The organism is Alicyclobacillus herbarius DSM 13609 (assembly GCF_000430585.1).
Lineage (GTDB): Bacteria > Bacillota > Bacilli > Alicyclobacillales > Alicyclobacillaceae > Alicyclobacillus_G > Alicyclobacillus_G herbarius.
This window is the reverse complement of sequence record NZ_AUMH01000007.1, coordinates 1-15,507: the sequence shown is the minus strand read 5'-3', so window position 1 is coordinate 15,507 and position 15,507 is coordinate 1. Positions and strand designations below refer to the sequence as shown.

The window sequence follows — 15,507 nt, the reverse complement described above, 5'->3', positions numbered from 1 at the left end:
CCTCCAAAACGACCGTCACCATCGTCACCATCGTCACCACGCGTGCATTCCCCGCCTTGTACCGTGACGGTCGATGACGGTAGTAACGATAGATGCCTTGCCCTCCAGACGCGAAAATCCCCCGCTCCCGGCGAATCGTTTCCGCCGAATTTCCGTCCGATCCGCTCGCCAACCGCTTGATTTCAAGCCACTTTTCGGCTCCCGTCCGCCTCTGTCTCTGCCCGCCTCCGGCGCAGAGACAGAGGCGGACGCCCCAGCCTTCGCCGTCTCTCGTGCCTGTGGTTAGCATGCATGCCACATTCCCGCTTCGCGGGTGTTTATCACGACGCCATTTGCCAATGCCGTCGTGATAAACCGTGGCCGCCCACGTACCCTGACGGGTGCTTGCCTCCGGCAAGCGGTGGGCGTCGTGCGCCGGGCTATGCCCTGGCGCCCATCACCGGCGACACCTGTCGCCGAACTGCCTGCTCTTTTCTTCACCTCCCTTCAAATTTGTGCCGTACACGATGCCGTACGGCTCAAGTGCACCCCATTCCGGCCGTGTGCGATGGGCCTGCACGACCGAAGATGTGAATGGTGCACCACGCCGGACACGCCATACACCCGTTGGCCAGAGTGCCTGCCGGCGTGTCTGCGTGACATCGGACTACCGGCATTGTGACCTTCCGGCGGTCCTGCGCCCCCTTCAGACCGAGTCGTGAGATTCCGTTTCTCGGCCAAGTGAACGGGAGCGCCGGCGCTTCCCCATGTCTTCCCCGAAAAGAAGCCATGCAAAAAGCGCACGACGGGTTGTGGTTGAATGTCCACAATCCCATCATGCGCTCATACATGGTGCCCGGCCACCGAATAGCCTTTTCATTCTTTGCGTTCCACTCCGCCCGCCGTTACGGAGAAGCCCCACGGTGCGACTCTGCTGTGGCCTTGAGGTACATGTTGCCGTTGATGTGTACCGCGATCGCGCTCGTGTCCGGCACACCCGGTATCGCATACAGCTCAAAATGCCCGGACCGCCCGATTTCCGCTCCTACGCGAGATACGTTCTCGGATGTGAGAACATACGTTCTGTTCCCCCACGCCACGGCATGGGGAATCATGATGTTGTCCGTTCCCATGCCGTTCGCCGGCAGGTTTCCCGCTGGACCAGGCGAGGGGTTCCCCGGCAAACTCGTTGCATCCGCATTTGCAGAGGTACCGGCCTCGTTCTTGCCCGGCCGGTTTGAGCTCCCCAAACCTTGCGTCGGTGATTCAGCATGCATCATGTTGTCCGTCTGCTTCCCCGACGGGCCAGGTAGGTGCCCAGGCGCACCGTTCCACAAGTACACACCCGTCGCGATCATCAACACCGCCACCGCACCGATGCTCCCGCCCATCCACACTGGTTTTCTCGTGCTCGCGCGGTTCGCCGGACGTGACGGAACCTCCGCCCGCGCGATGGCGTCACGCACGCGATCGCGAAGGTGGGCGGGCATCTGCACTTCTCCCAAAGGTCTTAACCTTTCCTGTATGTGCTTGAAGTCCATCCGGATTCCCTTCCTTCCCGCGGGTTGGGACGTCGTTCATCTGCCTCCACAAAGTCCTTCTGCAGTTTTTTGATGGCCCGGTGCAGGGTCACACGGACCCTGACCTCCGACCAACCAAGGAGTTCCGCGACTTCCCGCACCGGACTGTCCTGAATCACACGCAAGATGACGACCTCCCTGTACGAAACAGGAAGGTTGTGCAAAGCACTCTCCAGCTCGATTCGATCCAACGAACGGTCGTCGCACGGTCGATCCGCCACGTGATCGAGCAGGACCTCTGCTTGGTTCCTTGCGCGTCTTTTCTTGCGGATCATATCCCGCACATAATGCCTGGCGATGGCCCACAGCCAGGTCCGGGGACTGCTCCGGTGTTCGAACCGGGGCCACGCTTCCAGAGCGCGCAAAAAGATTTCCTGCACCGCATCCTCCGCCAAACCCCGGTCGCCGAGCGTGTACAGCACGTATTGGTAAATCTCGTTTCCGTATTGCTCCAACAGTTCCTGAATGGCACGCTTCGCCTGATGCTGAATGTCGGCCAACGGCATCCCTCGCTTTGCACATAGATCGTCGTATCCGGCTGGCCACGTGTTACACCGGCACATGAAAATGGGTGCCGTGATGCTGAGAACATGCCATTAGCCACCCATATGCACGTGCCAACTCTGTCGTCGTGTAACCATCCGGTCACCGTTGACGATTATGTTGACGAATGAACCGATGGAAGAGGTGTCGCCACGATGTCGAGACTGGTTCTTACGGCTTTACTCGTTGCACTGGGATTGAGTATCGGGGCTGGAAAGACGTTGATCGGCGAGTTCCACCTGAAAGACGCCATCGCAACCCGTGAAAGTATACCCAAACCCACCGCAGGCGCCATGGTGTTCGCAAAGAGCACCATTGACCGGGATGCACCGCCTTCACAAGCCACGTCGAAACAGGATTCGTCAACCGTCGAAGAATGCTTGCCCACCGTCCAAGAGGTTCAGCGCGCGCTTTTCATTCCACCCGCACCAACCTCAGGTATTGTCGTCACGGTACTGCACACGTACCTGGTTCCTGACAACGTGGTTGAGAAACTCCTGAACGACCTGAACCACAACGAAGGAGTGCAGACTATACAGGAAGCGGGACGAACGTACGCCGGACCCCCGGGTCTTGAATTGCAACTGTCAAACGAGAAGAATGTCCAGGTCGTGCTCGACCAAACCTCGCACAACACGGTGGTGATCATGGACGGGGATCATCCAGAAAAATCCCTGCGTCTCGAAAGTCCGGAAGTGTACAACTGGCTGTGCGACGGATGGCGAAACGACATCCCACAAGTTGGCAATGGGATGCCGTGACATGGTATCCCGTTCCAACGACGAGAGGGGTAACATCCTAAGACAACGGCACACACCGGCACTTCGCATGGCCGGTGCGTGGCCGTTGGAAAAATTCATCAAACGCGGTTGAATCCTTGTACCCGCACTGCAGAACGATTCTTCAACGCATGAGGAAGCTTTGGTCATCCTTTGACGACATATTGAAACTCTTGAACTCCGCCCTTTTTACGGTACAATCTTTCCTAATCTCATTCCCGGAGTGGTTACGGGTCATGATCAAACGAAAGACCAACCATGTGTTCCTTGGCTTCGCTCTTGTCCTTGCGTTCTTCATTGGACTCTATGTACTGTACAGGGTCTATGTGTTTGAAACAGAACCCATCGGACAAATCTCAGGAACAGAGCTGAAACTGAATGGCATTACATACATCGCCGAAATGAATGTTAAACCCATTCAACAGTCCTGTTCACAACGTGTTGGCCGAACTCAGAACGGTGACGTAATCTGTAAGATCGATGGGGAAAGCCCGAGAGACTTTGTGTATGTCATTGGGGATATGTGGCAGTGTACGTATCGGCGCGAAAGTCTGCCTGCGCGGACTTTCACTACCGATGATATCGCGATGATTGTTTCGGGCAAGAGAACCTCAACCGATTCAGAACTGATTCAACAGGTTGTGTCCGACCTGAACTCCGGGCACTCCGTGCCCATGACCATTCCCACCGGGGGAACGGACTATGCCCAATACGGCCTGGAAGTCCGGCTCAAGTCTCTCCCCGGCCTCACATTCCCCTATCTGTTGATTCGCCAAGGCGGGCACCTGTACCTCGAGACCAACATGCAGAACAACACGTTCATCAACATCGACGGAACCGCCTTGCAACGGTGGGTGGAACAATCCACCTCGCGCTGAGTCGGTGGCCTTTTCTCCCTCCACATACCTAGAAGTATGATGTATAATGTCGGAGGGCGGCCCAGGCTCCGGCGCGCCGAATCGCTCGGCGGCTCTGCCGATCCCGCGCGCACACGATGGGCCGCCGAGGAGCGGAGAACATGGAGATCAACAAGGAGCTGGTCGCCGCTTCCGCCACCCCCATCGTCCTGGCCATTCTAGCGGAAGGGGACAGCTACGGGTACGCCATCCTGAAGCGCGTCCGCGAACTGTCCAACGGGCGGATGGAGTGGACGGACGGCATGCTGTATCCCGTGCTGCACCGGCTGGAACGGCTAGGCCTGATTGAATCCCGGTGGGAGGTGGCTGAGAACGGACGCCGCCGCAAGTACTACCGCGTCACGCGACGCGGCCTTGAGGAACTGGCGGAGGAACGGCGTCAATGGCAGACCGTGGAAGAAACCCTGCACAACCTGTGGACGCTGCTCAACCAGCCCATCCAAGCGTCCACAGGACATGGTCCGGGCTTGTCCCCGGGGGAGGGATGACGGATGCTGGCCTCCCATGACCAACGGTGGCTCGAAGAACAGATTGAGGCGTGGCGCGGCTATCTCCGCCGGCGCCAGGCCATTCGGACCGCGGACGTGGCGGAATTGGAAGATCACCTGCGCGGGGTGCTCGAGGATCTGATGGCATCCGGCCTCGCTGCCGACGAGGCGTTCCTGGTGGCAATCCGGCGGATGGGCGATCTCGACGCCCTTTCCCGGGAATTTGCCCGGGAGCATTCCGAACGCATCTGGAAGCAGTTGGTGATCGGGTCCGTCGAACAGAAGGAGGGGGCCCAGAGGTGGACCGATGCGGCCGCCGCCTTTGGATTCGCAATTCTGGCGGCTGCGCTCATCAAGGCGCCCGCGCTCTTTGAATCCCTGTGGGACGTCCGGGCAGGTTTCTACATCCGCAACGCGAGCCTGCTGGTCTTCCCTGCGCTGATCGGTTACTTTGTCTGGAAACGAAAACTCCCGCAATCGGTGATCCTGGGATTGGCCGCCGTTTTCGTCGCCGCGGTGCTGTTTGCGAACGTCTATCCGTTCCATCCCGCCGGGAACACCGAGGCGCTGACCGCGATGCACCTGCCGATTGCCCTCTGGCTGGTGGTGGGGGTGGCCTACACCGGCGGCCGGTGGCAGGACTGGGCCCGCCGGATGGATTTCGTCCGCTGGTCGGGAGAGCTCTTCATCTATTACGTGCTGATTGCCCTGGGCGGTGGCGTGCTCACCGCGGTGATGACGCTGATCTTCACCACCATCGGCATCGATGCGGAGCCCTTCTTTGCATCGTGGCTTCTGCCGTGCGGCGCGGCCGGCGCCGTCGTCGTCTCCTCGTGGCTGGTCGAGGCCAAGCAGAGCGTCATCGAGAACATGGCACCGGTGTTGAGCCGGCTGTTCACGCCGCTGTTCGCCGCCGTCCTCCTGGCGTTTCTCGTGGCCTTTCTCGCGCGGGGAGGCGGGATCGACATCGGTCGCAACGCGCTCATCGCCTTCGACCTGCTGCTGGCCGTGGTGCTCGGGCTGGTCCTGTACTCGGTTTCCGCCCGCGATCCCGACGCACCGCCCGGAATGCTGGACATCCTCCAGGTGGTGCTTCTCATCAGCGCAATTCTGGCCGACGCGGTGGCGCTCTGGGCCATCGTCGCACGGATTTCCGAGTTCGGCTGGAGCCCCAACCGCGTGGCCGCCCTGGGCGAGAACGTGATCCTGCTCGCCAACCTCGCCTGGTCCGCCGTGCTCTACGTTCGCTTCCTTCGCGGCCGGGCGCCATTTTCCGCCCTGGAGCGGTGGCAGACGGTCTACCTGCCGATCTACGCCCTCTGGGCGGCCGCGGTCGTCCTTCTCTTCCCCCCGGTCTTCGGGTACATCTGACGGCCACAGCGGTTCGAGAGACCAAGGGCCGCCGGGTACACGCCGGCGGCCCCCGCGCAAGCTTACCATCGGACGGGCCTGGCCCCCATCGCGAGGGCATTCATCACGGCCTCACTTCACCCGCACTCACTTCACCCGCAGCACAATCTTGCCCTGCAGATGGCGGTACTCGCTCAGCTCATGCGCCCTGGCCGCCTCCTCCAACGGGAACACGGCGCCCACCACCGGCCTCACCCGACCCTCCTCAATAAGGCGCCCGATCTTCGCCAGTTTTTCACCGTCCGGCTCGAGGAAAAACCACGCACCGCGGATGCCTCGCTCCTCACAGGCCTCCGGCTTGGGCGGCGACACGATGGATACGAGGATTCCCCCCGGCTTCACCACATCCAGGCTCTGTTCCTGGACCTCTGATCCCACCGTGTCGAACACGATGTCATACACACGCCCGTCCTTCGTAAAATCCTCAGCCGTGTAATCGATCACGCGATCCGCCCCGAGCTCCTTCACCAGTCCGACATTTTTCGCACTCACGGTGGTGGTGACCTCAGCCCCGAAGTGCTTCGCCAACTGGATGGCATACACACCCACCCCGCCGGCACCGGCGTGAATCAGCACGCGCTGACCCGCCTGCACGTGTGCGACCTCCACCAACGCCTCCCAGGCGGTCAGCGCAGCCAACGGAACCGCGGCCGCCTCCTCGAAGGACAGACGGGACGGTTTCTTGGCGACGAGCCGCTCGTCCACCGCGATGTACTCCGCATACGCACCGTTGCGGGCGATGTCCGGCCGCGAGAACACCTCGTCGCCCACCTGCAAGCGGGTGACCTCCGGCCCCGTCTTCACCACCACACCGGCCAAATCCCAGCCGAGGATGAGCGGGAACGCATATTGCACCCGCTGCTTCAGCCAGCCGTTGCGGATCTTCCAGTCCACCGGATTGACGGCAGCCGCGTGCACCTCAATCAACACGTCGCGCGGACCCACCCGTGGCTCCGGCAAATCGCCGTATCGAAGTTGATCCCGCCCTCCGTACGCTTCAATATAGACAGCCTTCACCGCATCGTCCCTCCAATCGGGCAGGGTATCCCTCACCAGATTGCCACCGGGAGCGCCCGGATGCAAATGCCCGCACGGGTCGGCCGGGGCGATCACCACGATGCAATCGTCGGGCGGATGGCCCACTCACTGCGTGTCGTCTTCGCGCAGGGGCCTCACCGACTGCACCAAGCGCACCAACCGTTCCGTGGTGATTCCGGAAGCCATAAGCAGGTACGGCCTCCCGTCCATTTCCCAATACAGTCTCGAAATCACAAAACGAGGCGTGATCACTTCACCGCTTCTCGCCTAGGTCCCGAGTTCCAGACACTCGTCCTGGAGGTCTGAGATCCCCCAATGACGATGCACGTCGTCCGTTACCGCTCCTGCCTGCCACAAGATGATGAAGGCTTCACCCCGCAACACCGCCATGGAACGCGCGGGTGCACCGTATCGAACCGCCCACTCTCGTCCGTGATGATACTTGGAGATTTCAATGTGGTCGCGCAATCCGAGTTCTTTCACGCCGGACCGGTCGAGCCCCATCAACGGAAACGGACATTGCCGTATCGCGTCGCTCGGCTCAACACGAATCGGGAGGCCGCCGAGGATGTCGCCCAACGTCCACAGGCGCTGCCTCTTCCCATCCGCGGGTAAGCCATCCGGGGATAGGCGAAACTCGCGCCTGGCAACCGGTACGTTCCATTCGATGTCCTCCATCACCTCGCGGAACACACACCCGCGCCCATTCCAGTACTCGATGCGCCTGGGCAGACCGTCTTCCGGATGAATCCAGAAGTGGACGCTCTCACACGCCTCATGATCCTGCTCGGCGGTGGCATCGCGATCGAGCTCCACCCACAGGTGCCATAACCGTTCGCCCTGCTCAGGCGGCATGACCACCAAGTCATCTCGGGTCAGCAACTCTTTCCAAAGATGGCCCAACATGAACGATGGATCCGCCTCGTGCGGGACCTGTGCCTCTTGAATCGCGCCGGTGCTCGCCATCCAAATCCGCATGCGGCGTCCATGAATGACCGTGACGACGCGCCCAGCATCCGGTGATTCTGTTTCGATCCGCAGCCAATTGGGCGCACGCCATGCATACCGCGCCTGTTGTCTTCTCCCGATCTGCTCACCTGAAAGCCATTCCCGGGTGAGCGTGAACCTCAGGCTCTTCATCGTGGCCCAGGCTCTGGCCAACGTATCGCGCACCGTTGCATGATCCATCCCCTCCCTGGAGCCCCATGCGGACAGGACCTCGTCCAACGACCCGTTGACAGGCTCCCGGCCGGCCGCATCACCTCCATCCTCCTTCAGGGCGGCTTGCAATTGTTGCCTTGCCCTGGACAAACGCGATTTGACGGTCCCCGCCGGAATTCTCAGAAATGAGGCCACATCCCGGATGGGCCATTGGTAGATGCCCGCCAACACGAACACCTGTTTTAACTCCAATGGCAGGCTTTCCAGCGCACGTTCCAAATCCAGTTTCAGCACGATACTCCGTTCTTGGTCTGCGTCCGACGCCACCTCCTTCATCTCCCCGACCTGCTGCCTGTACGCTCGCATTAACGCGCGGTACGCCTGCGTCTTGACAATCTGAAAGAACCAACGCGGAAACGCCTGCGGATTCCGTAACTCAGACAGGTGACGTGCGGCGGTCAGCCAGCTCTCCTGTACTATGTCTTCCGCCAAATCGCGATCCCGGCAAAACTGCGTGACCCAGCCCAGCGCCTGTGGGCGGAACATGGAGACAAGCGTGTTCCAAGCCTCTGGCAAGCCCTGGCGACATGCCTCGACCAGTTGAACGACTTCCATGGTCCTCACCTCTTTCGCGGTTGTCACCCGTAATGATCCGAAAAGAGGCGTGGAGGTTCTCACCAGAGGACCAGGAAGCGTGTTCCGGCCCATACATCCGTGCTGGACCTACGTGATCATTCCTCGTCCTACCGTACCTCGACCATGGTCATCATCGTAAACATACACTTTCAGGTTAAATTTGTAAACATATGTTTACTAAAGTGTGCCGGTGATGAACACCTGACCCTTTTGTACGGGGGTATAATGAAATTGCGTGCCAATGGCCGTTCTGTGGAGGCATGGGTCCGATGTACAATGAACGCATACTCATCGTGGAAGATGACGATAGCCTGGCTGAATTGCTGCGAAGTCACCTGAGCCGTTTCGGCTTCGAAGTGGAGATAGCACGTGATTTTGAACATGTCGACGAAGAGGTACAGAGGTACAATCCGCACCTGATCCTGCTTGACATCAATCTTCCCTACTACGATGGCTTTCGTTGGTGCCGGATCATCCGAAGATTCTCGAAAGCCCCGATTGTATATGTGTCCGCGAGGACTGGGGATATGGACAAGGTGCTTGCCCTGGACTACGGTGGAGACGATTATTTGACGAAACCATTGAACCCCGAGGTCTTGCTCGCTAAGGTGAGAGCACTGCTCCGCCGCGCGTACGGAGAGTATGCTGAAGAAGCGAACACGTCTCACGTATTGGTGAGGCACGGGGTGATGTTGGATCTGTTGAAAGGACAAATATCCTACATGAATCGATCAGAGAACCTCACCGCGACGGAACTCCGCTTGCTTCAAGGGTTGATGGAAGCCAACGGCGCTGCGGTGACTCGCGAGGAACTGCTGGAAAAGGCATGGGACGATACTCACTTTGTCGACGACAATACCCTCACCGTCAATATCACACGGTTGAGAGCCAAATTGGCGTCCATCGGTCTAACGAATGCCATTCACACCGTACGCGGCGTGGGCTATCGGTTTGTGTTTCCCGAAGGTGGCTCGCATTAAGCATGAAATGGTCGACCTTTCTTCGTGATCACATCAGACTCGCAGCATTTTACCTTGCGGGTGTCCTCATGGCGGTTGCGGTCCCTGTACTGGACGCCCGCAATCGCGGGACCATCGTGCCGTACGCTGACGTGGGCTACGCGTGCCTCCTTGCCATGGTAATGCTATCGGTCCACCTTGTGGTCGAGTACCGTCTGCGCCACCGTGCATATCGCGCCGCCCAGATGCTCTGCCAAAATCTTCAAAGCGGACAACTTGGGGAAATCCCCACAAGTGGAACCTACGAACAGCGCTTGTGGATCCGGTTGTTGCGGCGAGTGCAAGGCGCCCATCTCGAACGGCTCGCGGAAGTGGATGAACGGCGTCAATTTTACGAAATATTCCTGACACGCTTTGCACATCAAATGAAGACGCCGTTGACCGTCATACGGTTTCTTGAAGAAGAACTCAAGAGGGTTCTACGTGAAATTCCAGAGCCGGCCCACGGTATGGCACTGGTCGACAACCTAGCGGAGGAACGGGAGCGCCTTGATGCCAGCCTCAATCTCATTCTTCAGACTGCTCGCCTGACCTCGTTCTCCTTCGACGCACGCATTGAACCGGTCGACATTATCGCGTTGCTGCGGGAAGCGGTGAACGAACACAAGACCGCTTGGATTCGCCATGCCCTATATCCGCAAATCATCGGCCCAGACACGCAAGTGACGGTGCCCACGGATCGGAAATGGTTACGTTTCATCTGCGACCAGCTTCTGCGAAACGCTCTCCAGTACGGAGTCAAGCCCGGCGCAACACGCCCAACCCCTCTTCGCATCGAAGTTAAAACGTACCCTGGATGTGTGACTATATCATTCACGGACCAAGGGATCGGTATTCCCGAGCGGGATCTGCCGCACATCTTCGACCCATTCTTCACCGGAACCAATGGACGGACATATTCGCGCGCAACGGGTATGGGGCTGTATTTGGTGAAGCAAGTCTGTGATCGCTTAGGACACCGTTTGGAAGTAATTTCTAAAGAAAATCAAGGAACGACATTCACGTTGATTTTGGAAACTCGAAAGTTCTATTCTCCTGCCACCCAGCCTTGAATCGTCCACAGTAAGACTGATGCTTTTTAGAACTTCGTCCTGAGGCACCGGGAATCTTACGGAACTGTAAGATTCCCGGTGCCGTTTTGTAAGGTTTCATCAAGGCGAGTCCCAGCCTCCGGATGCATACTCGACGTAGGATACGGTTTCGAAGGAGGTATTCCGGCATGAACGCCATCGTGGAAACCAAAAAACTCACCAAGGAATATCGCGGTACATGTGCGGTTCAGAATGTGAACCTGACGGTGCGTGAAGGATCAATCTATGGGCTGCTGGGACCGAATGGTGCCGGAAAAACCACCATTCTCAAGCTGTTATTGGGGTTGCTCCGTCCCACATCGGGTCAAGTCCTCCTGTTTGGCGAACCGTGGTCTCGAGCGCACCTGGCTCGCGTGGGCGCCCTCATCGAAACGCCTGCGCTGTACGGACATCTGACAGGCCGTGAAAATCTCGAGGTCCATCGCAGGTTGCTCAAACTGCCCAAAGCCAGAATCGACGAGGTTCTGCACATCGTCGGCCTCGCCGACGTGGACGAACGGAAACGTGTCTCCCAGTACTCCTTGGGAATGAAACAAAGGTTGGGCATCGCCATCGCGTTGCTGAACCATCCGCATTTGCTGATCTTGGACGAGCCGACGAACGGACTTGATCCCATCGGCATTCGAGAAATGCGCTCGCTCATCCGCTCATTCGCCGACCAAGGCATCACCGTGATTCTCTCAAGCCACATTCTTTCCGAGGTCGCACAGATCGTGGAAGACGTAGCGATCATCAGCCGTGGACAGTTGCGGTACCAGGGAGCTCTGAACGATCTCATCACGCAGGAAAATGGCGAAGATCTTGAGGACATCTTCATGAAGTACGTCCAGGATCAGCCATTTGGAAAGGAATGGTGAACCGAAATGCTGTCAGTGATTCGCTCAGAGTGGCTGAAATACCGAAGAACCCTGACCCCATGGTTCATCGTGGGTGGCCCGCTTCTCCTTGCACTGGCGGAATTCGTCTTTTCTCTCATCGCCCCGGCTGGGCGTACGTGGCGTTTGACACTTCTTACCATTTACAACTGGTGGGTGGTCCTGGGGCTGCCGCTGGGTTCGGCATTGCTTGCGGCCCTTGCATCTTCATATGAACGCCGTTCGGGTGCCTGGAGGGTCCTCCGAAGCCACCCCCTCAGTCCGAGCAGGCTCTACTCTGCGAAATTTGCCGTCCTCGCATTGCATACCGCGATCGCAACCGCACTGTTTGCTGTATTCATCCTGCTCACCCAGTTCTGGCATCTTCGGGGATCGGTTCCGTGGGGCAAACTTGTTCTTGGAACGACGGTCAGTTGGGTCTCTAGCTTGGCGCTGCTGGCCGTCATGCTGTGGTGCTCGATGGTCTTCCGTTTCGGAGTCACCGTCGTTCTGGGGTTGATAGGGCTGATTTCCGGCGTCGTGACCAGTGAAAGGGCGGCTTGGGTGTTCGATCCGTGGGCTTGGCCGGTGCGAGCCCTGGAACCGATCTTCGGGTTCCATGCCAATGGCTTGCCATTGGAAGCCAACAGCCCATTTTGGAACACTGGTGTCATCGCGGTCGCCAGTGCTTTGGGGATTGTTGTCGCGGTCATGGTCACATTTCTTGGATCACAATGGTTCAGCAGAACAGAGGTGCGTTAAAGAACCGACGCAATGTTCCCGATGGACGAGAAAAAGGGGTGCCGGTTTCCCATCTCAATTCAGCACGTTTTGTGCACGATTGGTCTGGGAGCGGAAACCGCCACCAGACATGAGCACGATGACTTGAGGCATGAGGAGGATCTGCCTTGCTCACTGCAACTTGGTCAGAATGGATGAAATACCGCCGAACCGTCACAATGTGGATGATGATCTTGGCGCCGGTAGCTTGCACCGCTGTCGCAGCCCTGTACGTTCATCCCCAGCACGTGTCCCGTACGGCTTGGAATGACATCATTGACATGGTGAATCAGCTATGGTCCGGCATCTGGATACCGTTGGCGGCCGGATTGACGGCAGGTCTCTCGGCTCACATGGAAACCGGTACGTGCGGTTGGCGCTCGCTTCGAGCGCGAAACGTCTCCCCCGCGTACCTTTACCTGGCCAAGCTGAACGTGCTTGTCGTACAAATGTTCCTGAGTTCTCTGTGGCTTACCGCATGCACGATTGGAACGGCCTTCCTCATCGGCGTATCCCAACCTATCGCATGGAGCGCCCTGTTGACCGCGATCGTCACGAGTTGGTGTGCCACGTTGCCCCTGTTGTTCGCTTCATACTGGATTGCGGAAGCTATCGGATGGGCGGTTTCCATCGCCCTTGGGATTATGGGCATCCTGGTTGCTTCCATCGTCGGGGCGACAAGCGTGGGAGCCCACATTTGGGAATTCATCCCTTGGTCCTGGCCGATACGACTGCTCTATCAGGTATACGGCCTGTTCGTGCCAATGACGTCAACAAGGCTATCCTGCAGTGCGGTCTTGGCTGTGCTGCTAGCCGCCATTGTCCTGACATTCGCGCTGGGTTGGGGTGGTATTCGATGGTTTGAACGACGAGAAGTCGATTGATGGCCGAGACACGATACGGATAGGTTTATCATTTGGCATGGAGATGGGCAAAAAGGAGTGAGACGCGCGTGAGTATCCTCAAGGTGCGCAAGCTGACAAAAGTCTACGGGGCGGGCATTTCCGGAGCTGTCACCGCGTTGGATGGAGTGGATTTGGACATTCAACAGGGGGAATTCGTCTGCATTATGGGGCCATCTGGGAGCGGAAAATCCACGTTGTTGAACATCCTTTTGGGGCTCGATCGTCCAACCAGCGGGCACATCTGGTGGTGTGGACGTGACGTGACAACGATAAGCGTAGACGAGTGGGCCACCTTGAGGCGGAGCGAACTCGGAGTCGTGTTTCAAGAGTTCAATCTTCTCGAAGCGCTGACCGTTGAAGAAAATATAGCGCTTCCGCTCGCACTGAACGGGATGAACCTCGAGTCCGCGACTCAACAAGTCCATGCAGTGATGGCCGAACTGAAATTGAGCGACCTCGGTAATCGTTACCCGTATGAGTTATCCGGCGGGCAACAACAACGTGCTGCGGTGGCAAGAGCCATTGTTCACAGCCCGACGTTGGTCTTGGCAGACGAGCCGACGGGCAGCCTTGACTCCGCGTCATCGCAATCAGTGTTGGAACTGTTTATGGAACTCAACGAGACCAAGGGTGCGACCATTCTAATGGCAACACATGATCCGTTCGCGGCGAGTTATGCTCACCGAGTCGTATTCATGAAGGACGGCAAGGTGTACAACCAATTGGACCGTGATGCAAACCGCCGGGCGTTCTTTCATGAGATCCTGAATGCACTTTCCGTATTGGAGGAGGCCATTCTGTGAGTTGGCCGCGATTACTCCTGAAAAACACCCTGCACGCCGGAGGCAGGCACGCTGGATACTGGATTTCGTTCGGTCTCGCGGTCATGATCTATTTTCTCTACTCATGCTTCGTGAACAATCCAGCGGTTTTGCACGGAAAGGCACCACGAATCCTGTTCGCCATGGTTGAAATGAGTCAGGCGACCCTAGTGCTGTTTTCGGCACTGTTCGTGTTCTTTGTACACGCCGCTCAAGGAACAAACAGGAAACATGAAATCAGGCTGCTTTTCACGCTGGGTATGACACCAAGGCAGATCTGGTTGTTGACCTTCGGAGAAACACTCCTCCTCTGCCTTCTGGCACTGGTTACAGGAATTGTTGCAGGCCTTCTGTTTAACAGACTGTTCCTCCTTTTTGCGGCAACCGTGCTCCACATTTCTGCCATTTCCGTTTCCATCCCTCAGTTCACGGTGTGGAGGACCGTAACTTGGTTCGGCCTAGCAGCGATAGCAGACAGTATCTTGATTGCACTCCGTGTCGAGAGACAGACCCACCTGCACACGAAGCCCACAACAACCATTCATCCCGCCGCCCTTTCGCCCCGTTCGATTCTCCGGGGAGTATTGGCACCCGCGTTCATAGTGGGAGCGTATGTCTTGGCGCTAATCACCAGGGACACAACCTTCCTGACAACCACCATTCCCGTTATATTCATGGTATGTGTGGGCACGCACCTGTTGTACAGATGGTCCCTTCCACACGCAATTCATCTGTACCGAACAACTTCGCGGAACATGATGACACGCCTCATGATGGCAATGATGAACCGGCGGGTTGTTGCAGACGCAAGGACGTTAACGATGGTCACGCTCACCTTTACGACGATGTTCACGGGATTGGGGATGGTTTTTTTCGCGCACCAGATTGCTGAAATCAACACACTCCGCATCGCCCCAATTTCCATTCAATTACTCTCGAATAACGCTTCGAGTCCGGTGATCAAGGAAATCCACTCTGCCCTGAACGCCGAACAGTTGAAGATTGTTCAGGAGGTGAACGTTCCAATTCTGTCGGGAAAAATTCAAGATACTGCATCCGGAAGTCGAGCGATCTTAACCGTGATGGCAATTTCACAGTCCGCTTTTGAACAGGTACGAAACGCTGAGTCTCAATCCCATCCAGAACTGAGTCGGTATCTGCCCGATTGTGTAGCCGCTCACGCTATTTGGCGGTGAATTTCTCACCGCCATTGTCGTGAGCGTTGTACCGTCATTCCGCCAGCGGACTGAACGCTGTGCCGACAGCCATCCCAGCCATGGGAGAGCAGCCGGTCAACCGACTGCTCCTCGTTGCCGATCCAGATCGGCCAGTACCCGCTGGATATGAGTGTCTTCCACCACGTCGCTGTCCTTGGCTGCCGCAGCGTACAGGGCCTGCAGACAGATTTGGTTCACAACTCGGGGGATCCCTCGGCTGGCTGCGTAGACCAGATGCAAAGCGCTGTCCGTAAACAGCGGCACTGTCTTTCCAGTCATTCGAATCTGG

At 57.8% G+C, this 15,507-nt stretch carries 15 protein-coding genes and 1 pseudogene; 11 read left to right on the top strand and 5 right to left on the bottom strand.

Annotated elements, in window-relative coordinates; all coding sequences use genetic code 11:
- Nucleotides 1–884 precede the first annotated feature (884 nt).
- Both H522_RS0105995 and H522_RS17895 read right to left on the bottom strand, forming a co-directional pair.
- Nucleotides 885–1,469: a hypothetical protein gene (locus H522_RS0105995; RefSeq protein WP_026961621.1), complete on the bottom strand. Its 585-nt coding sequence runs from the start codon at nt 1,467–1,469 to the stop codon at nt 885–887.
- Nucleotides 1,470–1,489: 20 nt separating this feature from the next.
- Nucleotides 1,490–2,059 (bottom strand): RNA polymerase sigma factor, encoded by a 570-nt coding sequence (locus tag H522_RS17895; RefSeq protein WP_051343960.1) that lies wholly within the window; start codon nt 2,057–2,059, stop codon nt 1,490–1,492.
- A 198-nt stretch (nt 2,060–2,257) separates the two neighbouring features.
- Here H522_RS17895 and H522_RS0105985 point away from each other — a divergent pair, with 198 nt between their 5' ends.
- From H522_RS0105985 to H522_RS0105970, 4 genes are all read left to right on the top strand, one after another.
- Nucleotides 2,258–2,863: a hypothetical protein gene (locus H522_RS0105985; protein ID WP_026961620.1), complete on the top strand. Its 606-nt coding sequence runs from the start codon at nt 2,258–2,260 to the stop codon at nt 2,861–2,863.
- Nucleotides 2,864–3,117: 254 nt separating this feature from the next.
- Entirely contained in the window at nt 3,118–3,759 is a 642-nt protein-coding gene (locus H522_RS0105980; RefSeq protein WP_026961619.1) for a hypothetical protein, read from the top strand.
- Nucleotides 3,760–3,899: 140 nt separating this feature from the next.
- Nucleotides 3,900–4,286, top strand: a complete 387-nt coding sequence (locus H522_RS17890) for a PadR family transcriptional regulator (protein WP_051343959.1) — start codon at nt 3,900–3,902, stop codon at nt 4,284–4,286.
- Nucleotides 4,287–4,289: 3 nt separating this feature from the next.
- Nucleotides 4,290–5,657: a permease prefix domain 1-containing protein gene (locus H522_RS0105970; RefSeq protein ID WP_026961618.1), complete on the top strand. Its 1,368-nt coding sequence runs from the start codon at nt 4,290–4,292 to the stop codon at nt 5,655–5,657.
- Between the two features lie 126 nt (nt 5,658–5,783).
- On the opposite strand, the gene H522_RS0105965 is transcribed toward H522_RS0105970, so the two are convergent.
- Nucleotides 5,784–6,713, bottom strand: a complete 930-nt coding sequence (locus H522_RS0105965; protein WP_026961617.1) for an NADP-dependent oxidoreductase — start codon at nt 6,711–6,713, stop codon at nt 5,784–5,786.
- A 288-nt stretch (nt 6,714–7,001) separates the two neighbouring features.
- Nucleotides 7,002–8,510: an RNA polymerase sigma factor gene (locus H522_RS0105955; protein ID WP_026961616.1), complete on the bottom strand. Its 1,509-nt coding sequence runs from the start codon at nt 8,508–8,510 to the stop codon at nt 7,002–7,004.
- A gap of 290 nt (nt 8,511–8,800) precedes the next feature.
- Here H522_RS0105955 and H522_RS0105950 point away from each other — a divergent pair, with 290 nt between their 5' ends.
- From H522_RS0105950 to H522_RS0105920, 7 genes are all read left to right on the top strand, one after another.
- On the top strand, nt 8,801–9,511 hold the full coding sequence (locus H522_RS0105950; RefSeq protein WP_026961615.1) for a response regulator transcription factor: 711 nt from the start codon (nt 8,801–8,803) through the stop codon (nt 9,509–9,511).
- 2 nt (nt 9,512–9,513) lie between these two features.
- On the top strand, nt 9,514–10,602 hold the full coding sequence (locus tag H522_RS0105945) for a sensor histidine kinase (protein ID WP_026961614.1): 1,089 nt from the start codon (nt 9,514–9,516) through the stop codon (nt 10,600–10,602).
- Nucleotides 10,603–10,769: 167 nt separating this feature from the next.
- Complete coding sequence (locus tag H522_RS0105940; RefSeq protein ID WP_026961613.1) at nt 10,770–11,498, top strand: lantibiotic protection ABC transporter ATP-binding subunit; 729 nt, start codon at nt 10,770–10,772, stop codon at nt 11,496–11,498.
- A gap of 6 nt (nt 11,499–11,504) precedes the next feature.
- On the top strand, nt 11,505–12,257 hold the full coding sequence (locus H522_RS0105935; protein ID WP_026961612.1) for a lantibiotic immunity ABC transporter MutE/EpiE family permease subunit: 753 nt from the start codon (nt 11,505–11,507) through the stop codon (nt 12,255–12,257).
- Nucleotides 12,258–12,403: 146 nt separating this feature from the next.
- On the top strand, nt 12,404–13,159 hold the full coding sequence (locus H522_RS0105930) for a lantibiotic immunity ABC transporter MutE/EpiE family permease subunit (RefSeq protein ID WP_155836223.1): 756 nt from the start codon (nt 12,404–12,406) through the stop codon (nt 13,157–13,159).
- A gap of 68 nt (nt 13,160–13,227) precedes the next feature.
- Nucleotides 13,228–13,983, top strand: a complete 756-nt coding sequence (locus H522_RS0105925) for an ABC transporter ATP-binding protein (RefSeq protein ID WP_026961610.1) — start codon at nt 13,228–13,230, stop codon at nt 13,981–13,983.
- Nucleotides 13,980–15,197 (top strand): FtsX-like permease family protein, encoded by a 1,218-nt coding sequence (locus H522_RS0105920; protein ID WP_026961609.1) that lies wholly within the window; start codon nt 13,980–13,982, stop codon nt 15,195–15,197. Before H522_RS0105925 ends, H522_RS0105920 begins: the two co-directional genes overlap by 4 nt.
- A gap of 96 nt (nt 15,198–15,293) precedes the next feature.
- On the opposite strand, the pseudogene H522_RS21720 reads toward H522_RS0105920, so the two are convergent.
- Nucleotides 15,294–15,507, bottom strand: a pseudogene (locus H522_RS21720) (ExeA family protein); the annotation flags it as partial.

Excerpts from the sequence above, each read along its gene's own strand:
- H522_RS0105970 (WP_026961618.1), top strand. The coding sequence starts at position 4,290 with ATGCTGGCCTCCCATGACCAACGGTGGCTCGAAGAACAGATTGAGGCG.
- H522_RS0105940 (WP_026961613.1), top strand. The coding sequence starts at position 10,770 with ATGAACGCCATCGTGGAAACCAAAAAACTCACCAAGGAATATCGCGGT.
- H522_RS0105950 (WP_026961615.1), top strand. The coding sequence starts at position 8,801 with ATGTACAATGAACGCATACTCATCGTGGAAGATGACGATAGCCTGGCT.
- H522_RS0105945 (WP_026961614.1), top strand. The coding sequence starts at position 9,514 with ATGAAATGGTCGACCTTTCTTCGTGATCACATCAGACTCGCAGCATTT.
- H522_RS0105995 (WP_026961621.1), bottom strand. The coding sequence starts at position 1,469 with ATGCCCGCCCACCTTCGCGATCGCGTGCGTGACGCCATCGCGCGGGCG.
- H522_RS0105935 (WP_026961612.1), top strand. The coding sequence starts at position 11,505 with ATGCTGTCAGTGATTCGCTCAGAGTGGCTGAAATACCGAAGAACCCTG.
- H522_RS0105955 (WP_026961616.1), bottom strand. The coding sequence starts at position 8,510 with ATGGAAGTCGTTCAACTGGTCGAGGCATGTCGCCAGGGCTTGCCAGAG.
- H522_RS17890 (WP_051343959.1), top strand. The coding sequence starts at position 3,900 with ATGGAGATCAACAAGGAGCTGGTCGCCGCTTCCGCCACCCCCATCGTC.
- H522_RS0105980 (WP_026961619.1), top strand. The coding sequence starts at position 3,118 with ATGATCAAACGAAAGACCAACCATGTGTTCCTTGGCTTCGCTCTTGTC.
- H522_RS0105985 (WP_026961620.1), top strand. The coding sequence starts at position 2,258 with ATGTCGAGACTGGTTCTTACGGCTTTACTCGTTGCACTGGGATTGAGT.